Genomic DNA, 15,959 nt, shown 5'->3' on the forward strand with positions numbered 1-15,959 from the left:
CGGTCGGCGCGTGATTCCTCGCGCCGCTGAGAGCCGAGCTCAGATGCGCTCCAGTACCGTCGCGTTGGCCAGCCCGCCCGCCTCGCACATCGTTTGCAGGGCGTAGCGCGCGCCCCGCTCCCGCATGGCGTGAACGAGCGTCGTCATCAGGCGCGCTCCGCTCGCGCCGAGCGGGTGGCCGAGGGCGATCGCGCCACCGTGGACGTTGACGCGGGCCTGGTCCGCGCCTGTTTCGGCGAGCCAGGCGAGCGGGACGCTGGCGAATGCCTCGTTGACCTCGAAGAGATCGATGTCGTCCAGGCCGAGCCCCGCCCGCCGCAGCACCTTCTCCGTGGCCGGGATGACGCCCGTCAGCATCAGGAGCGGGTCGGAGCCGGTGACGGCGAAGCTGTGCAGTCGGGCGAGGGGCCGCAGGCCGAGCCGCGCGGCGGTCTCGCTGCTGGTGATCAGCACAGCCGCCGCGCCGTCGTTGGTCGGGCTGCTGTTGCCGGCCGTGACCGACCAGTCGATCTGCGGGAAGCGGCGGGCGAACCCCTCGTCCTCGAACGCGGGCCGCAGGCCGGCCAGGATCTCCGGCGTGGTGGTCGGGCGCACGCTTTCGTCCCTGGTGAGCCGTCCCTCAGGCGTGGTCAGCGGCGCGGTTTCGGCGTCGAAGAGGCCGGCCTCCCAGGCCCGCGCGGCCTTGGCGTGCGAGTTGGCGGAGAAGGCGTCCATCGTCTCGCGGTCCAGCTTCCAGCGCGCGGCGATCAGTTCGGCGCTGACGCCCTGCGGCGGGAGCCCCTCCGGGTAGCGGGCGGCAATGCCCGGACCGAACGGATCGGCGCCCGGCGGCACGTTCGACCACATCGGGACCCGGCTCATCGACTCGACGCCGCAGGCGATGACGAGGTCGTAGGCGCCGGCGATGACGCCCTGCGCGGCGAAGTGCACGGCCTGCTGGGAGGAGCCGCACTGGCGGTCCACGGTGGTCGCCGGGACCGTCTCAGGGAAGCCCGCCGACAGTACGGCGTAGCGGGTGGTGTTCATCGCCTGCTCGCCGACCTGGTCAACGGTGCCGCCGACCACGTCGTCCACCAGCGCTGGGTCGATCCCACTGCGTTCGACCAGCGTGCGCAAGGTGTGTGCGAGCAGTTCGACGGGGTGCACGGACGACAGCGCACCGCCCGGCTTGCCCTTGCCAATTGGGGTACGCACGGCCTCAACGATCACTGCATCCCTCATGGGAGCCTCCCTGGCCTCATCAGCCCTACCGGTCGGTATGGAATCTGGACTGTCACTATAGATCCGTGAGTAGGAAAATCAAACTCACTTCCACGCTGTGCGAGGACGGCAGTGGCCCGCATCCCTGTCACCTGGAGCGGCCACGCCCACGCCATCGCCCCGACCTGCACGGCCGGTCGAGCGGGTCGTCGACTGGTGCGCAGAGGTCCGGCTCGGTCACGCGGCCTGTCCGCCCTGCGCCCGGATCGACAGGTCGCCCCAGTCGGCCCAGGTCTTGAGCCGGTCGGCGTGGACCTGTCGGAGCATGTGATTGCCCTGGGTGCCGAAGAAGACGCGCAGCGGCGGGTTGTCGGAGTCGACGATCTCCAACAGCGCCTCGCCTGCGGCGGTGGGGTCGCCGAAGTCGAGGCTCTGGACGAACGCGTCGCGTTGTTCGCGAACGCCGTCGTGGGCGGGGTTGGCGGAGACGTGGACGGCGGAAGGACCGCCCCAGTCGGTGGCATAGGCGCCGGGCTCGACCAGTGTCACTTTGATGCCGAGGCCGGAGACCTCCTGGGCGAGCGATTCGGCCAGGCCCTCCAGGGCCCACTTGGAGGCGTGGCGGCCGCCGAGCAGCGGCCAGGCCGCCACACCGCCGGTGGAGGACATCTGCACGATGTGGCCGGAGCCCTGCTCCCGCAGGTGGGGCAGGGCCGCCCGGGTGACCCACAGAGCGCCGAAGAGGTTGGTTTCCAGTTGGTCGCGCACGGCCTGTTCGGCAGTTCCTCCACGGCGCCGAACAGTCCGTAGCCCGCGTTGTTGACGATCACGTCGAGGCGGCCGAAGTGATCGTGGGCCCGCTCGACACCGTGGCACGCTCGGCTTGTCCGACCGCTCCAGCTGATGCGCCCCAGCTGATACGACGGCGAGGGGGCGGCCGGTGCACAGCCTCCCCCTCGCCACAGGCTCGGAGTGGTAGCCGACGGGGACCGGGATCGGGACGTTGACGCCGACCATGCCGGCCTCGATCTCCAGCTGGAAGCGGCGGGCGGCGCCGCCGTCCCGGGTGAAGATCGCGGTGCCGTCGCCGAACGGCGAGCTGTTGATGAGGGCCACGCCGTCGTCGTACGTGTCGACGCGCAGCACGCACGGCACCGGGTCCTGGAGCGGCTCAGCGGGGAGCCGGTGCGACAGAAGGAGAGCTCCGCCCCGATCGACGCATTGGGCGGCGAGGCGGCGATGAGTCCGGCTCCGGCGCCTGGCGCGCCTCTGTGCACCGGCCACCCACACCAACCGCTGCTCCACCGGACCCGCACCGGGCCCAGAGCGTTCGCTTCCTCCGAGGGGGCTCGCTCCTTTCAGTGGAACCGCCGCCCCAGGTCGCTGCCGCCGTCGCGGGGCCGGGCCCTCGTGGACCCGGCCCCGGACAGTGAGGTCACGCGTGCCCCGCGGGGCGTGGGTCGTCGCGGGGCTGCGGCGGGACGGGCCGGTTGTTCAGGTCCACCGACAGGAAGATGTCGTTCGCGACGGGGTTGCGGATCTCCTCGGCGAGCTGGCCGATGAGGCCGGCCGTGCGGGCGAGGAGGGCAAAGGCGCGCAGCAGTTCCAGCGGGAGGCCGAGGTCGGCGAGTGCGGCACCGCAGACTCCGGCGCCGTTGAGCGGCAGGGTGCTGCCCAGCACCTGGGCGTGGACCCGGCCGATGGCCGCGAACAGCGACAGGTGCGGGCCGAACAGCCCTTCCTCCGTGGCGAGTTGGAACAGCCTCGGAGTGCGGGGGTCACCTTGTTTGTGGACGTGGTGTCCGAGGCCGGGGATGAGCCCCCGGGCCTCTCTTCGGGAGCGTACGGTGGCCAGGGCGAGTTCGTCCCAGCCGGCCTCGTCGGTCGGGTGGCCGTTCTCCAGAGTTGACAGGGCGTCGTGCAGGAAGCGGCCGCAGTCCTCGGTCACGCCGAGGAAGCGGGAGCCGCCGCCGAGAAGCCCTGCGGCGATGGCTCCCTGTATCGAGTCGGGGGCTGACAGGTATGTCAGCCGGGCCGTTATGGCGGTCGGGGTGAAGCCGTGGTCGGCGAGTGCGGCGAGCACCGCCTCGAACACCCGTGTCTCCCCGGCGGTGGGGCGGCGCTGGGTGGCCAGCCAGAACGCCAGCTCGCCGAATCCGACCTCGCCCATCACCTCGGTCGCGAGGTCCTGGCCGAGCAGGGTGATGCTCTCCAGGGAGGACGCACCGAGGGCGGTCGGGTACTGGGGCGCATTCGGTTTCTCAGGCATTCTCGTCCTCCGGATCGTCCCCCACTCCGTCCTCCAGCCACTTGCGGAGTTCGGTCCGATGCTCGTCCAACTCGGGCGGGGGCAGGCGGTAGGCGGCGGGCGTCTCGGAGAAGCGGATCGGGTGCCGTGTCGTGGGTACGGCCCGGTCTCCCTCGCCGACCTCGACGACCGGGTCGAGTCCGAAGCGTTCGGCCATCGCGAACCCGCCGTCGATGGTGTTGATCGGTCCGCAGGGGACCCCGGCGTCGACGAGCAGGTCGAACCACTCCAGGGCGGTCCTCGTCCTCAGCCGATCGAGCAGGAGGGGCCGGAGTTCCTCCCGTCGCTCGGTACGGTCGGCGTTGTGCCGGAAGCGGGGATCGTCGGCGGTCTCGGGGATCCCGAGTACTTCGCACAGCTTGCGGAACTGGCCGTCGTTGGCCGCGGTGACGATCAGGTCCTGGTCGGCCGTCGGCAGCGGTTCGTAGGGGAAGACGCTGGGGTGCGCGTTGCCCATCCGATAGGGCACGGTGTCGCCGGCGACGTAGGAGGAACTGTGGTTGACCAGCCCGGTCAGCGCCGACGACAGCAGGTTCACCTCGACGAGCTGGCCCCGGCCGGTCGCGTCGCGATGGCGCAGCGCGGCGAGGATACCGATGGTGGCGTGGTTGCCCGCCATCACGTCGAAGACCGAGATCCCCGCCCGGTACGGCGGCCCGTCCGGATCACCGGTCAGGCTCATCAGCCCGGAGATCGCCTGCACCATCAGGTCGTAGCCGGGTACGTTCCGGCCGGGTCCGGCTCCGAAACCGCTGATCGACGCGTACACCACGCCCGGGTTCCCGGCGCTCACCGAGGTGTGGTCGAGGCCGTACCGTGCCAGTCCGCCCGGCTTGAAGTTCTCGATCACCACGTCCGCGCGCCGAGCGAGCTCCCTCGCAAGCCGCGCGTCCGCCTCGTCACGGAAGTCGAGCGCGAGCGACCGCTTCCCGCGGTTGATCCCCAAATAGTAGGTCGACACACCGTCGCGCACCGGCGGCGTCCACGTGCGGGTGTCGTCCCCTTGAGGACCCTCGACCTTCACCACGTCGGCCCCGAGATCGGCGAGCAGCATCGTCGCGTACGGACCGGCGAGGATGCGGGAGAAGTCCGCCACCAGCAGCCCGTCGAGCGGTCCGCGTGAGCCGCCTGAACCGCCGCCCATGGGCTACGCCCCCTCGTTCTGCACGGCGACGCCCTCGCCGCGGTACTCGCTGTAGGTGTACGGGTTCGAGATCACCTCGGTCGTCGGGATCTCCGGCGATACGGCCTCCCGCCACGCGTCCTCGCCCATGGTGGTCCGCGCGTGGTCCACGGTCGCGGCGACGGCGGTGCGGGCCCGCTCCAGGTCGACGCCGACCAGTTCGTGCGCGTACTTCACCACGGTTCCGTTGACCAGCACGGTGTGCACGTCGGCGCGGGTGGCCTGGTAGACCACGTGCCCGTAGGGGTGCAGGATCGGGTACATCGCCGGGGACCGGTCGTTCTTGAGCAGGACGAGGTCGGCCTTCTTGCCCGGCGTCAACGAGCCGATGGTGTCGCTGAGGCCGAGCACTCCGGCACCGCCGATCGTGGCCCACTCCACGACGTCCCGGGCCCGCAGGCTGTGGTGCACCACCGTCTCCCCGGCCGCGTGGGCCGCCATGTGCTCCCGCGCCCGGTCGGCCGACAGCGTGGCGCGCATCGCCGAGAACAGATCGGCGCTGAACCACACGCTGGTGTCCATCGACAGTGACACGGGGATGCCGTGGCGCCTCAGCCGCCAGGTGGGAGGGTAGCCCTGGCCGGCGTTGTGCTCGCTTTCCGCCGACACCGAGACCGTGCCGCCCGAGGCCGCGATCCGGTGGTACGAGTCCTCGCTGAGCGTCGCCGAGTGGACATAGGTGACGTCGGGCGTCATGAACCCGTGGTCCCACATCAGACGTATGCCGTTGTCGTTCGTCGCGCCCCAGACGCCCGCGTGGGTGGTCACGGGCAGCCCGAGTTCACGCGCCGCCTCGAACGCCGCCTTTTCGGGGAACGTGTCGTCACCAGTCACGTCGAAGGCGAGTTGCAGGCCGAGCATGTCGTCCCGCGAGGCGAAGTTGCGGTCGATGAAGGACCGGAACTCCGGTGAGTTGGTCCACTCCCAGGGCGCACCCAGCAGGTTGCCGTAGGCCAGCACGAAGCGGCCCGGCACGGCGCGCAGGGATTCGACGGCCGCGTCCCCGTGCTCGGGCGTCTGCAAGCCGTGCGACCAGTCCACCGTGGTGGTCACACCCGCGTCGAGCGCCTCGATGCCGGACAGCAGGTTGCCGGCGTGGATGTCCTCGGGGCGGAAGATCTTGCCCCAGGTGAGGTAGTAGAAGACGAAGTACTGCGAGAGGGTCCAGTCGGCTCCGAGGCCGCGCAGTGCGGTCTGCCACATGTGCCGGTGGGTGTCGACCATGCCGGGCATGAGGATGCCGCCGGCGCAGTCCACCACCACGGCGTCGTCGGGTGCCTGAAGATCCCTTCCGACCTGTTCGATCCGTTCGCCGCGGACCAGCACGTCGCCGCGGTCGAGCAGGCCGATCGCGGGGTCCATGGACAGTACGGTCGCGTCGCGGAACAGGACGGGGCGTCCGGGGGTGAAGTCTTCTCTGCGTGGCTGTTCGATCGTCATGTGGTCACCTCGTTGTGGAGTCCGTGGTCCGGGCCCGCAGAACACGGGAGCGGGCGGTCAGGGGTACGGCCGCGGTGGCCAGGCCGAGGGCCGGTGCCGCGCATCCCCATGCGTAGCCGTCGAGTTCCGTCAGCCCGAGGGCGTGGTCGAGTGACCAGGCACCGGGGCCGGTGAAGGCGAGGACCGCGGCCACCGCGCCGTAGGAGAAGGGCACTTCGCAGCCGCCCTGCTGGGCCCAGAAGCCGTTCGGCGCGGTCGCCGCCGCCGCGACCGCCATGGTGCCGACGATCACCGCGCAGCCGCCGGGAGTCAGCAGCCCGGCCGCGACCGTGACCGCTCCGGCGAGTTCGGCCGCACCGGCGACGAGCACCATCCGTCGGCCGGGCACGAAGCCCCACCGGTCGAAGACGGCGGCGGTCCCGGCCCGCCCGGCACCGCCGAACCAGCCGAACAGTTTCTGGGTGCCGTGACCGAACAGCAGCGCGGCGAGCAGCAGCCGCAGCAGGAGCAGCAGGAGCAGCCCGAGATTCACGGCTGCGGCTCGTCCGTCGTCGTCCGGGGCTGCAGCACGAAATCGAACTCGGCGCGCAGGTACGGCTCGTCGATGGTGCCGCCGTCAGGGGAGGAGCCGGCCGGTTCCTCGGTGAAGCGCACGATCAGCTCGTCCTTCGTGCCGAACACGACATCGGTGTCGAGGAATTCGGAACCCTCCCGGAACAGATGGGTGATGAGCTTCTCGTGGCCGGGGTGGTCGATCAGGAAGTGGATGTGCGCGGGACGGAAGTGACTGATGTCCGTCCTGCTGATCAGGTCACCGACCGGACCGTCCATCGGGATCGCGTAGCCGCGTGGCGCGATGGTGCGCACGCAGTACGTGCCGTCCGCTCGCGTCCGGTACAGCGCGCGCAGCCGGGCCTCGTCGATCTCCGGCAGTTGCGCCTCGTAGGTGCCGTCGGCGTCGGCCTGCCATACGTCCAGGACGACGTCGGGCAGAGGCGTGCCGTCGAGGTCGAGGACCCGGCCGGTGACGAACAGCGGCGTGCCCGGGATGCCGTCCGACATGTCGGCTCCGAATCCGGCCGTCGGAGAGCCGTCGATGTGAAAGGGACCGAGCACCGTCGCCGGAGTGGCCTTCGCCGAGAAGTGACGGTTCAGCTGGACGACGAGCGTGCTCAGACCGAGGACGTCGGAGGCGAGGATGAACTCCTGACGCTTGTCGTCACTGATCCGGCCGGTCGCCGTGAGCCACTCGACGGCCGCCGCCCACTCCTCCTCCGTCAGCCGGACCTCGCGGGCGTACGAGTGGAGGTGCCGCACCAGCGCCGTCATCAGCTCGGCGAGCCGGGGCGAGTGAGCGGTGGCCCACCGCTTCACCGCCAGGTCGCTGAGGTTGTCCTCCGTCACGAAGGCCATGGAATCCTCCTCGGTTCGTTCCGGGCTTGACCGCTGTGCGGACGATAGTCCGCACGGCGGACACAGTGGTGCATGAGTGACTGGTAAATCAAGCCCTTGGATGGCTACATGCAAAGCCGCACTGGGGTGACTCGGTCGGACTCATGTCCGCTGCCGAGAGATGAGTGGCCCGTCACCGGCAGGTGACGGGCCATGGGGCCGCGATGACCGGAGAGGTCAGAACATCGTGTTGTCGTTGGCGGAGGTGGCCGGGACGTCCTGTACGGCGTCCCAGTGCTCGATGACCTTGAGCGTGCCGTCCTTCTGCTTCTTGACCCGGAAGATGTCCACGACGGACTGCCCACGGTCCTCGGGACTGAGGCGGTAATGGGCGTGGATGGCGACGTAGTCCTTGTCGGCGATGACGCGCTTGCGTTCCACGATCAGGTTCGGGAACTGGCGGAAGAAGTCGGTGAACTGCTCACGCAGGCCGGCCGAGCCGTTGGGGATGGCCGGGTTGTGCTGGTAGTACTCCGGCGCGAGGTACTTGACGGCGTCGGGGTTCTTGTCGACGAGGAGGGTGTCGAAGTAGCTGGTGGCGATCTTCTCGCTGAGGTCTGTCTGCCAACGGGGGCCGCTGGGCTGGTTCGTGTGCGGGTTGCTGACCGTGCCGAACATGTCGTTGCCGTTGACGGTGGTCGCCGGCACGTCCTGGACCGTGTCCCAGTGCTCGGCGATCATGCCGTTCCTGGGGTCGAAGCGGAAGATGTCGACCACGGCCGAGCCACGGGTGCCGGGCTCGAAGACGGGGTTGGAGTGCACCAGGACCAGGTTGCCCTGGGCGAGGACCCGCTTCACGTTGTACTGGTGGTCCGGGAAGCGCGCGGTCCAGTCGCGGATGAAGTTCTTGATCGCTTCCCGGCCGTTGGGCGCGGCGGGGTTGTGCTGGATGTAGTCCGCGCGGATGTACCGGTCGGCGACCTTGAGGTTGCCCTCCTCGAAGAGCTGGGTGAGGACGTGGACGGCGACGCGCTTGTTGCGCTCCTGCGTGGCGGGGCTCGTGTGCCGGGCGTCGAGGCCGAGGGTCGGTCCGCTGTGGGACGGTGCGGTGGCGGTGGCGGCGGGTGCGAAGCCGGCCACTGCTCCTACGGTCGCCACGGCCAGGAGGGTGGCTACGGCCTTACGGGACGTCCGGGTGGTGCTGTTCGACCGTGTGGTGCCGTACATGGGGGATCTCCAATGCTGTGCGGACGGCGGTGAAGCGCGTCGCTGGGTGTCAGTGAGGGATCGGGCGTGAGTGAGGGGCCGGTGTAACCCTCTGGCCCTGTATGGGCTCAGGCGCGGTCGAAGGTGAGGAGGAACTCGATGTCTCCCTCGTCCTCCACCGCGATCCCGCCGAAGTCGGGTGCGTCGATGCCGTAGTCGGCGAAGGTGACCGGAATGGAGCCGTTGACCCGGAAGCCGTCGGCGGTGCGCTGGGCGTCGAGGTCGAAGGAGACGGGATTGGTCTCGCCGTGGACGGTCAGCTCGCCCGTGGCCTCGGCGCTGACCTGCTGGCCCACCTCCGGCGTCGACCCGAAGTCGACGGGCTCGGTGAGCTCGAAGGTGGCCTCGGGGTACCCCTCGGTGTTCATGACCCGGCCGCGGAACTGGCCGTCGCGCTGGTCGGAGTCGCTCTTCACCGAGGCCAGGTCGACGGTGAAGGATCCGCTGACGGCCCGGTTGCCCTCGATCTCCAGCTCGCCGGTGACCTCCTCGGTGCGGCCCACCGCCGTGACGTTCTGGCCGAAGAGGATCTCGTCGACCCGGTAACCGGCCTGCGAGCCGCCGCCCACCCGCCAGGCGCCCTCGACACCCTCCTGCCCGGCCTGTTCCCCGGAACCTGAGGAACTGCCGGAGGAATCCGAGCCTGGCGGGCTGTCGAGCGAGAGGGCGGCCGGTGGCTCGTCCTGGACGTAGTTGATGTAGACGTAGGGGCCCGCCGTGCCCAGCACGGCGGCGGTGGCCGCACCGGCGATGAGCCAGCGCTTCCAGTGCCTGCGGAAACTGCCTGCCATGGTGTCTCCCTAAGTATTTTAGACTTTCAACTGAAGTTTCAAGTATTTGGTCGGGGGTCGGCGCCTGGGCGGAAGGGCTGCTACGGGTGTCCGCGGGCTCGGTCGTGGTCGGCGAGCGGCGTGAGGTCAGCCCAGGAGCTGCTCGGAGACCTGCCAGAGTCGCTCGGCCGCCTCCGGGTCCAGGGCGTGCGGCGCGACCCCGGTGTTGGTGCCCGGCTGGTGCGGTGGGGCCTCGTCGCAGTCCTCGAAGTACCGGCCGCTGATGCCGTCGAGCAAGGGTGAGGCGGCCAGCAGGACGGAGGTCGCGGCGCCCTGTTCGACCGATTTGAAAGACATCTCGGGCAGGGGCGTTCCTTCACCGAGGAGGGCTTGCAGGTGGGTCATGAACAGGCCCATCTGCGCTTCGTCCATGTAGCGCCCCAGGTTGGTCCGGATTCCGCCGGGCATCAGCGCGTTGGCCGTGATCCCGTCGTCGGCCCATCGCCGGCCGGCCTCGACCGCGAACAGCACGTTGGCCGTCTTGGACTGCCCGTACGCCAGCCACGGGTCGTAGGGCCGCTCGGTGAAGTGGAGGTCGTCGAAGACGACGGGCGAGAACAGGTGCCCGCTGGAACTCACGGACACCACGCGGGCGCCGCCGGCCCCGGCGAGTGCGCCGTGCAGTCCGGTGGTCAGGGCGAAGTGCCCCAGGTGGTTGGTGGCGAACTGCAGCTCCCAGCCCTGGGGTGTGCGGCTCTCCGGGGCAGCCATGACCCCCGCGTTGTTGACCAGGATGTGCAGCGGACCCTGCCACGCGGCCGTGAACCCGCGGACGGATGCCGGATCGGTCAGGTCCAGCGTGGCGACCCGTACGCCTTCGTTACCGGTGGTGGCCCGGATGGCCTCGGCGGTGCGGTGGCCGGCCTCGGTGTCCCGTACGGCGAGCGTGACCTCCGCGCCGGCGTCGGCGAGCGCCCGGGCGGTCTCCACACCGATGCCGGACGCGGCCCCGGTGACGACGGCGCGGCGGCCCGTGAGGTCGATGTCCGCGATGACGTCGGAAGCCGTGGACCGGCTGGTGAACGGAGTGGTGATGCCTGTCCTCGTGGCCATTCTCGCAATGCTCCCTGTTTGCTACGCTCGAAGCGGAGGTGCCTCCGGTTGCTTGAACCCTAAACGGAGGGCCCTCCGATTGTCCAGAGGAAGGAAAGCTGTGACCAGCACCACACGTGGACTGCGTGCCGACGCGAGACGCAACCGGGAACGCCTGCTCGAAGTCGCGGGGCGCGCGTTCTCCGAGGTCGGCACGGACGCGTCCCTCGAGGCCATCGCCAAGGACGCCGGCGTGGGCATCGGAACGCTCTACCGGCACTTCCCCACCCGCGAGGCCCTGATCGAGGCCGCCTACCGCAACGAACTCGCCCGGGTCTGCGACAGCGCCACGGAACTGCTCGCACAGCTCCCTCCCGACCAGGCCATGCGGCAGTGGATGGACCTGTTCATCGACTACCTGGCGGTCAAGCAGGGCATGGCGGACGCGCTGAAGGCCGTCATCGCCTCCGGCGACGAGGATCCGTTCGCCGAAAGTCTGGAACGGATCAGCACCGCCATCAGCACCCTGCTGCACGCCGGGGCCGAAGTGGGGGTTCTGCGCTCGGACGTGGACCCCCTGGACGTCGGCTTCAGCCTCGGCGGTGTTCTGCTGATCACCAGCGACAAAGGGCTGCGCGACCGCGCGGGCCGCATGCTCGACCTCCTGCTCGACGGGCTCCGCTACCGCTCCGGCTGACGCGCCCCGGTGCGAAGGGTGTCCAGGACAGGCCTCGTCGCGCGGCACACCCGTGCCGGGAGCACCAGGGCCCTTCTGGCCGTCGGGCTCCGTTCGGTCGCGAGACCCACACCGGAGGAGACCCGGCCCGCGGTCCACGCCGGAACGGGTCGCACGCGTCTCCCGCCACAGCGCCGAGCGACCTGCGTTCTTCCCTCGCCGGAAGGGGCTCGGCGTGCGCTCCCGCAGGGGCGGAACCGACTCCGGACGCGTCCGACAGCGCACCAACCACTCAGGAAACGGCGAACCGGAGAACACCGAGCGGCTGGGCGTACACAGCAAGCACCACGAGATCGCCTCCATGGACGCGGGGGCGGTTGCCCATCGTCGTGAACCGCGCAGGTCATCCACGAGGCCGTCGTCACGCCGCCGTTCGGGGCTCCGACCAGCAGATCGAGCGTCATGTCGATCACGCCGGCGGAAACCCCGAGCAGTCGATCCAGCACCCTGTCGCTCCCACGTCACCAGCGTCGGCCGGTCAGGACTGACGGTGCATCACCGGCTCAGGTTCTCGAACAACACCATGCCGGCCGCCGTGTTGGACGCGGGTACGTGGTAGGTCTCGTGCACACGTCGGATCCGTGGCCCCAACGCACCGCGCATGATCAGCCACATGATGAGTTCGATGCCCTCGGAGCCGGCTTCGCGGATGTACTCCTCGCGCGTCAGCGCGGCCAGCTTCGCAGGGTCGTGCTCGATGGCGTCCAGGAACATGCGGTCGAAGTCCTGGTTTATCAGTCCCGCGCGGGCGCCCGCGAGCTGGTGGGACATGCCGCCCGTACCGAAGACGGCGACCTTGAGGTCCTCGGGGTAGGACCGGATCGCCTCGCCGAGCGCGCGGCCGAGGGCCAGGCACCGTGCGGCGGTCGGCTGCGGGTACTGGATGACGTTCACCAGGAGGGGCACCACCGCGCAGGGCCAGCGTTCGCCGGGATCGGGGCAGTACACCGACAGGGGAACGGTCAGGCCGTGGTCGACGTCGAGTTCCTGATAGACGGTGAGGTCGAAGGAGGCGTCGATCAGGCTGTTGACGAGGTGGTCGGAGAACTCGGGAGCGCCTGTGACCGCGGGAACCGGGCGGCTGCCCCATCCCTCGTCCGCCACCCGGTACGACTCCGCCGTTCCGAGCGCGAAGGTCGGCGTGACGCTCATGTCCACGGCGTTGGCGTGGTCGTTGTAGACGATGACCGCGATGTCGGGAGTGTGCCGGGCCATCCACTCCCGGGCCGGCGCGTATCCGTCGAACAGCGGCTTCCAGTAGGGGTCCTCGATCTTCCCATGGTCCATGGCCGCACCGATCGACGGCACGTGCGATGTGGCCAGACCCCATATCACCTCAGCCAAAGCTCCGCCCTCCCGCTTTCAGTGCCTGCGCGAACTCCTCGGTGGTCATGCCGGTGAACACCCCGCCGAGGTACTGCATGGATCTCTGGTCGACCATGGCGAGCTTGAAGACGTAGAAGATGGAGCCGCCCAGCTCCATCATCCGGTTCCAGTCCCGTCGCAGGACGGCGTCCCGCTGCTGGACCGTGAGTCCGTACGTCTCGCAGTACGCCGCTTCGTCGGCTTTGAACTTCTCCCGGTTCTCGGCCTCCTTGAGGGAACCGCAGAGCCGGTTGAGGGCTCGGGCGCGTCGGCTTTCCGCGGCGTCGAAGACGTAGGTTCCCGGGACCTGGGGTGTCATGCCGTTCATTCGTTCCTCTCCTCTCCCGTGGTGTCGCCGGTCAGTGCAGGAGCCCGCCGCCGTCGCAGACGAGTGTCTGGCCGGTGACCATGACCGCGTCGGGGGACGCGAGATAGGAGACGAGGCCGGCGAAGTGCTCCGGGGTGACGAACTCCTCGATCGCCTGTCGGCGCATGGTCGCGGCGAACACCTCGTCGTCGGAGTGCGCCCGGGTGCCCGGAGTGGCCACCTGCGCGGGTGCCACCGCGTTGACGGTGATCCGGTGCTCGCCCAGCTCGCGGGCCATGACCCGCGTCATGCCGACGAGTGCGCCCTTGCTGGCCACGTAGGCGATCTGGCCTGGCGCTCCCGTGAAGAAGGTGCGGGACGCGACATTGATCACCCGCCCTCGGTACGGGCTTGCGCTCAGCCAGGGCACACAGGCCTGCACCATGAGCAGCGGGCCGACGGCGTTGACGGCGAAGAACCGGTGCAGTTCCTCCGGGGTCGTCTCCAGCAGTGGTGCCCGGCCGGAGAGCAGTCCCGCGTTGTTGACGAGTACATCGATCCGGCCACCGCCGTACGTCTCGGCGATCTCCGTCACGGCCTGGCGGGTCGCGGCCGGATCTGTGACGTCGCAACGCCAGGCCCGGACACCCGGAGTCGGGTCCGTGTCGTCCATCTCGGCGATGTCCAGGGCGGCGACCGTGAATCCGTCCTCGGCCAGTCTGCGGGCGACGGCGAGCCCCAGGCCACCGGCGGCACCTGTGACCACCGCGACCCGTGGGCTCCGACCGTCAGGGCCGACGGTCACGGCGCCTTCTCCTGCGGATGGGTGGCGAGCGCCTCGACGGTGATGTCCATCCATTTCCACATGGGCAGGGAGACCAGAGCGTCGTGCAGTTCCGCCGGATCGGCTGCTTCGTACAGGCCGATGGTCGCGTTGCGGCCCGGAACCCGCCACAGCCGCTTGAGGATTCCCGACTCCCTGAGCTGCATGGCCCGTTCGCGCTCGCCCTTGCGCAGGGTCTCGCGTACGTCGTCGGGCGTGTTGGGGGGCAGCGTGTTCTCGGTACGGACGAGGAATTCCATGGGGCGTTCCTTCAGGGGTCAGGCTGCCGCGATCTCCAGCAGCAGTTCGGCCAGTCGGCCCGGGGCGGTGACCATGGCCTCGTGGCCGGTGGCGATCTCGTGGACCGGCCAGCCACGGGCGGCGGCACGCTCGGCGTGCGGGGTGAACACCCGCATCCAGTCGGTGCACTCGATGAAGGCGCCGGGTACGTGGTCGGCCTTCCCGGTGAGACGGAGGGGTTCGGTGTAGGTCAGCCAGGGGTGTGGGGTCAGCCGGGGGCCGAGCCAGTCCAGGTCCGACTGTTCCTCGACACCCAGCACACTCAGCGAGCGCACCGGGATGAGCCAGCCGAAGCCGGGGCCGGCCACGGACTCCCGGTAGTGCCCGGCGATGCGTTCGGGAAGGAGGTCGATCGCCGCGTCCTTGTCGTCGCCGACGAAGGCGTCGAGGTGCACGCGCCGGGCCAGCCGCTCGGGGATCCGGTCCGCGACGCCGGTGACGACCTGGCCGGCGTAGCTGTGCCCGACGAGGACCACGTCCCGGGCGTCGTGGGCCTCGATCAGCGCCACGACGTCCTGGATGTGGGTGCTGAGCCCGACCTGCGGGCTGAGCAGATGGGCGCGGTCGCTCACCCCGGTCAGCGTGGGGGAGTGCACTTCGTGCCCGGCCGCACGCAGCAGCGGTGTGACGTGTTGCCATACCCATCCGCCGTGCCAGGCTCCGTGGAGCAGTACGAAGACGTGGCGGCCGCTCATACGGACGCCCTGCTGTGAGGGATGCGGGCGCCTTGCTGTGCGCGCTGTTCGCGGGCGAGCATCTTCGCCACCGCACGGCGTCCGCGGAGGGCGGCGAGGTCGGACTTGATGCTGGACTCGGCGGTGCCGCCCGGATCGGTGGCGTACATGATCTCCTGCGCCTCCAGGGCGTCGACGTCCTCCTGCATCACGGCGAGTTGCTGCTCGTGCTGGAACTTCGTGAGCTCCTGGTCGTCGATGAGGTAGTCGCGGCCCAGTGCGTAGAAGTCGTGCGTCTCGTTGCCGCGCCCCGGTGTCATCCCGTAGAGCACCTTCATGTGGAAGCCGTCAGGCTCCTCGGTGCCGGTGGCCGCGACGCGGATGTTGAGGACGAAGATGCCCGGCGGGTAGAAGTCGCCGTCCTGCCAACGGTCCACAGGAGAGGTCAGCCCGCAGGACTTCTCGTAGAACGGAGGGGCCTCGATGCCGATCATGCGTCGGCTGAAGCCGACCCGGTCGCCGTCCACGGTCACGTCGATCGGGGTCGCGGCAACGGCGGCGTTGCCGATGCTCGTCGGATGCAGGAACGTCTCATGGGTGAGGTCGAGCAGGTTCTCCAGGAGCAGCATGTGCCGTGCCTTCAGCGGGACGACGCCGTGCACATGGGTCCAGCTCGGGTCGGTCAGCCACGAGGTGTCGGGCAGCAGGCTCTCGTCGGCCAGTTCGGGGTCCCCGGGCCAGATCCATAGGGCACCGTCCCGCTCGACCAGGGGAAACCGGCGCAGTGCCGCCTTGGGTCGGTCGGCCTGCTCGGCGACCCCGACGCACACGCCCTGGCCGTCGAAGCGGTAGCCGTGGTAGTCGCACTGGAGGGTTCCGTCGTCGTCGAGGTGGCCCAGCGACAGCGGGTACTTGCGGTGGGGGCAGCGGTCCTCGACGGCCGTGACGGTCCGGTCGGGCAGCCGGTAGAAGCAGACCGGGATGTCGGTGATCCAGCGCTGTTTGAGGGTTCGGCCGATCTCGTCGGACCAGGCTCCCAGGTACCAGCCGTTGCGCACATGCTGTGTCAATGTCATCGCGGGTCCTTTCTTCGGCGTCGGCCG

At 69.7% G+C, this 15,959-nt stretch carries 17 protein-coding genes and 1 pseudogene; 1 reads left to right on the forward strand and 17 read right to left on the reverse strand.

From position 1 onward, the window contains the following. Positions 1-39: 39 nt before the first annotated feature. From OG858_RS41255 to OG858_RS41305, 11 genes and pseudogenes are all read right to left on the reverse strand, one after another. Positions 40-1,221 (reverse strand): thiolase family protein, encoded by a 1,182-nt coding sequence (locus OG858_RS41255; RefSeq protein WP_086747647.1) that lies wholly within the window; start codon positions 1,219-1,221, stop codon positions 40-42. 216 nt (positions 1,222-1,437) lie between these two features. After that, positions 1,438-2,163: an SDR family NAD(P)-dependent oxidoreductase gene (locus OG858_RS41260; protein WP_319272434.1), complete on the reverse strand. Its 726-nt coding sequence runs from the start codon at positions 2,161-2,163 to the stop codon at positions 1,438-1,440. A gap of 6 nt (positions 2,164-2,169) precedes the next feature. Further along, positions 2,170-2,505 (reverse strand): annotated as a pseudogene (locus OG858_RS41265) (aldehyde dehydrogenase family protein); the annotation flags it as partial. Positions 2,506-2,635: 130 nt separating this feature from the next. After that, entirely contained in the window at positions 2,636-3,469 is an 834-nt protein-coding gene (locus OG858_RS41270; protein ID WP_086747648.1) for a citryl-CoA lyase, read from the reverse strand. Next, the gene (locus tag OG858_RS41275; RefSeq protein WP_086747649.1) at positions 3,462-4,652 is read right to left on the reverse strand and encodes a CaiB/BaiF CoA transferase family protein; all 1,191 of its coding nucleotides are present in this window, start codon (positions 4,650-4,652) and stop codon (positions 3,462-3,464) included. Before OG858_RS41275 ends, OG858_RS41270 begins: the two co-directional genes overlap by 8 nt. A 3-nt stretch (positions 4,653-4,655) precedes the next feature. Beyond that, a complete protein-coding gene (locus tag OG858_RS41280; RefSeq protein ID WP_086747650.1) occupies positions 4,656-6,131 on the reverse strand; it encodes an amidohydrolase family protein in 1,476 nt (491 codons plus the stop codon). Positions 6,132-6,135: 4 nt separating this feature from the next. Further along, entirely contained in the window at positions 6,136-6,663 is a 528-nt protein-coding gene (locus OG858_RS41285) for a DoxX family protein (protein WP_328543919.1), read from the reverse strand. Beyond that, entirely contained in the window at positions 6,660-7,544 is an 885-nt protein-coding gene (locus tag OG858_RS41290; RefSeq protein WP_086747652.1) for a dioxygenase family protein, read from the reverse strand. Before OG858_RS41290 ends, OG858_RS41285 begins: the two co-directional genes overlap by 4 nt. Before the next feature lie 216 nt (positions 7,545-7,760). After that, entirely contained in the window at positions 7,761-8,750 is a 990-nt protein-coding gene (locus tag OG858_RS41295; protein WP_086747653.1) for a nuclear transport factor 2 family protein, read from the reverse strand. 107 nt (positions 8,751-8,857) lie between these two features. Continuing rightward, positions 8,858-9,580, reverse strand: a complete 723-nt coding sequence (locus OG858_RS41300; protein ID WP_086747654.1) for a YceI family protein — start codon at positions 9,578-9,580, stop codon at positions 8,858-8,860. A gap of 126 nt (positions 9,581-9,706) precedes the next feature. Beyond that, positions 9,707-10,672 carry an SDR family NAD(P)-dependent oxidoreductase gene (locus OG858_RS41305; RefSeq protein ID WP_328543918.1) on the reverse strand — a complete coding sequence of 322 codons (966 nt, stop codon included), beginning with the start codon at positions 10,670-10,672 and terminating at the stop codon, positions 9,707-9,709. Between the two features lie 100 nt (positions 10,673-10,772). Between OG858_RS41305 and OG858_RS41310 the strand changes: the two genes are divergently transcribed. Next, positions 10,773-11,348, forward strand: a complete 576-nt coding sequence (locus tag OG858_RS41310; protein WP_256960314.1) for a TetR/AcrR family transcriptional regulator — start codon at positions 10,773-10,775, stop codon at positions 11,346-11,348. A 534-nt stretch (positions 11,349-11,882) separates the two neighbouring features. Here OG858_RS41310 and OG858_RS41315 read toward each other — a convergent pair. From OG858_RS41315 to OG858_RS41340, 6 genes are read right to left on the reverse strand one after another with little or no spacing between them, the layout of a single operon-like run. Continuing rightward, a complete protein-coding gene (locus OG858_RS41315; RefSeq protein WP_256960315.1) occupies positions 11,883-12,674 on the reverse strand; it encodes a class III extradiol dioxygenase subunit beta in 792 nt (263 codons plus the stop codon). A 49-nt stretch (positions 12,675-12,723) separates the two neighbouring features. After that, complete coding sequence (gene ligA, locus OG858_RS41320) at positions 12,724-13,080, reverse strand: protocatechuate 4,5-dioxygenase subunit alpha (RefSeq protein ID WP_319314947.1); 357 nt, start codon at positions 13,078-13,080, stop codon at positions 12,724-12,726. Positions 13,081-13,111: 31 nt separating this feature from the next. Beyond that, a complete protein-coding gene (locus tag OG858_RS41325; RefSeq protein WP_327725663.1) occupies positions 13,112-13,864 on the reverse strand; it encodes an SDR family NAD(P)-dependent oxidoreductase in 753 nt (250 codons plus the stop codon). Beyond that, the gene (locus tag OG858_RS41330; RefSeq protein ID WP_327725664.1) at positions 13,861-14,142 is read right to left on the reverse strand and encodes a muconolactone Delta-isomerase family protein; all 282 of its coding nucleotides are present in this window, start codon (positions 14,140-14,142) and stop codon (positions 13,861-13,863) included. Before OG858_RS41330 ends, OG858_RS41325 begins: the two co-directional genes overlap by 4 nt. Positions 14,143-14,160: 18 nt before the next feature. Continuing rightward, a complete protein-coding gene (locus OG858_RS41335) occupies positions 14,161-14,877 on the reverse strand; it encodes an alpha/beta fold hydrolase (RefSeq protein WP_086747661.1) in 717 nt (238 codons plus the stop codon). Then, positions 14,874-15,932: an aromatic ring-hydroxylating dioxygenase subunit alpha gene (locus OG858_RS41340; RefSeq protein ID WP_086747662.1), complete on the reverse strand. Its 1,059-nt coding sequence runs from the start codon at positions 15,930-15,932 to the stop codon at positions 14,874-14,876. Before OG858_RS41340 ends, OG858_RS41335 begins: the two co-directional genes overlap by 4 nt. Positions 15,933-15,959 lie beyond the last annotated feature (27 nt).

It is taken from the genome of Streptomyces europaeiscabiei (genome assembly GCF_036346855.1).
Classification (GTDB): domain Bacteria; phylum Actinomycetota; class Actinomycetes; order Streptomycetales; family Streptomycetaceae; genus Streptomyces; species Streptomyces europaeiscabiei.

What these genes read in the sequence shown, in the direction of transcription:
- OG858_RS41255 (WP_086747647.1), bottom strand. Translation starts at nt 1,221, where the DNA reads ATGAGGGATGCAGTGATCGTTGAGGCCGTGCGTACCCCAATTGGCAAG.
- OG858_RS41270 (WP_086747648.1), bottom strand. Translation starts at nt 3,469, where the DNA reads ATGCCTGAGAAACCGAATGCGCCCCAGTACCCGACCGCCCTCGGTGCG.
- OG858_RS41275 (WP_086747649.1), bottom strand. Translation starts at nt 4,652, where the DNA reads ATGGGCGGCGGTTCAGGCGGCTCACGCGGACCGCTCGACGGGCTGCTG.
- OG858_RS41280 (WP_086747650.1), bottom strand. Translation starts at nt 6,131, where the DNA reads ATGACGATCGAACAGCCACGCAGAGAAGACTTCACCCCCGGACGCCCC.
- OG858_RS41290 (WP_086747652.1), bottom strand. Translation starts at nt 7,544, where the DNA reads ATGGCCTTCGTGACGGAGGACAACCTCAGCGACCTGGCGGTGAAGCGG.
- OG858_RS41295 (WP_086747653.1), bottom strand. Translation starts at nt 8,750, where the DNA reads ATGTACGGCACCACACGGTCGAACAGCACCACCCGGACGTCCCGTAAG.
- OG858_RS41300 (WP_086747654.1), bottom strand. Translation starts at nt 9,580, where the DNA reads ATGGCAGGCAGTTTCCGCAGGCACTGGAAGCGCTGGCTCATCGCCGGT.
- OG858_RS41305 (WP_328543918.1), bottom strand. Translation starts at nt 10,672, where the DNA reads ATGGCCACGAGGACAGGCATCACCACTCCGTTCACCAGCCGGTCCACG.
- OG858_RS41315 (WP_256960315.1), bottom strand. Translation starts at nt 12,674, where the DNA reads ATGGACCATGGGAAGATCGAGGACCCCTACTGGAAGCCGCTGTTCGAC.
- ligA (WP_319314947.1), bottom strand. Translation starts at nt 13,080, where the DNA reads ATGAACGGCATGACACCCCAGGTCCCGGGAACCTACGTCTTCGACGCC.
- OG858_RS41330 (WP_327725664.1), bottom strand. Translation starts at nt 14,142, where the DNA reads ATGGAATTCCTCGTCCGTACCGAGAACACGCTGCCCCCCAACACGCCC.
- OG858_RS41335 (WP_086747661.1), bottom strand. Translation starts at nt 14,877, where the DNA reads ATGAGCGGCCGCCACGTCTTCGTACTGCTCCACGGAGCCTGGCACGGC.
- OG858_RS41340 (WP_086747662.1), bottom strand. Translation starts at nt 15,932, where the DNA reads ATGACATTGACACAGCATGTGCGCAACGGCTGGTACCTGGGAGCCTGG.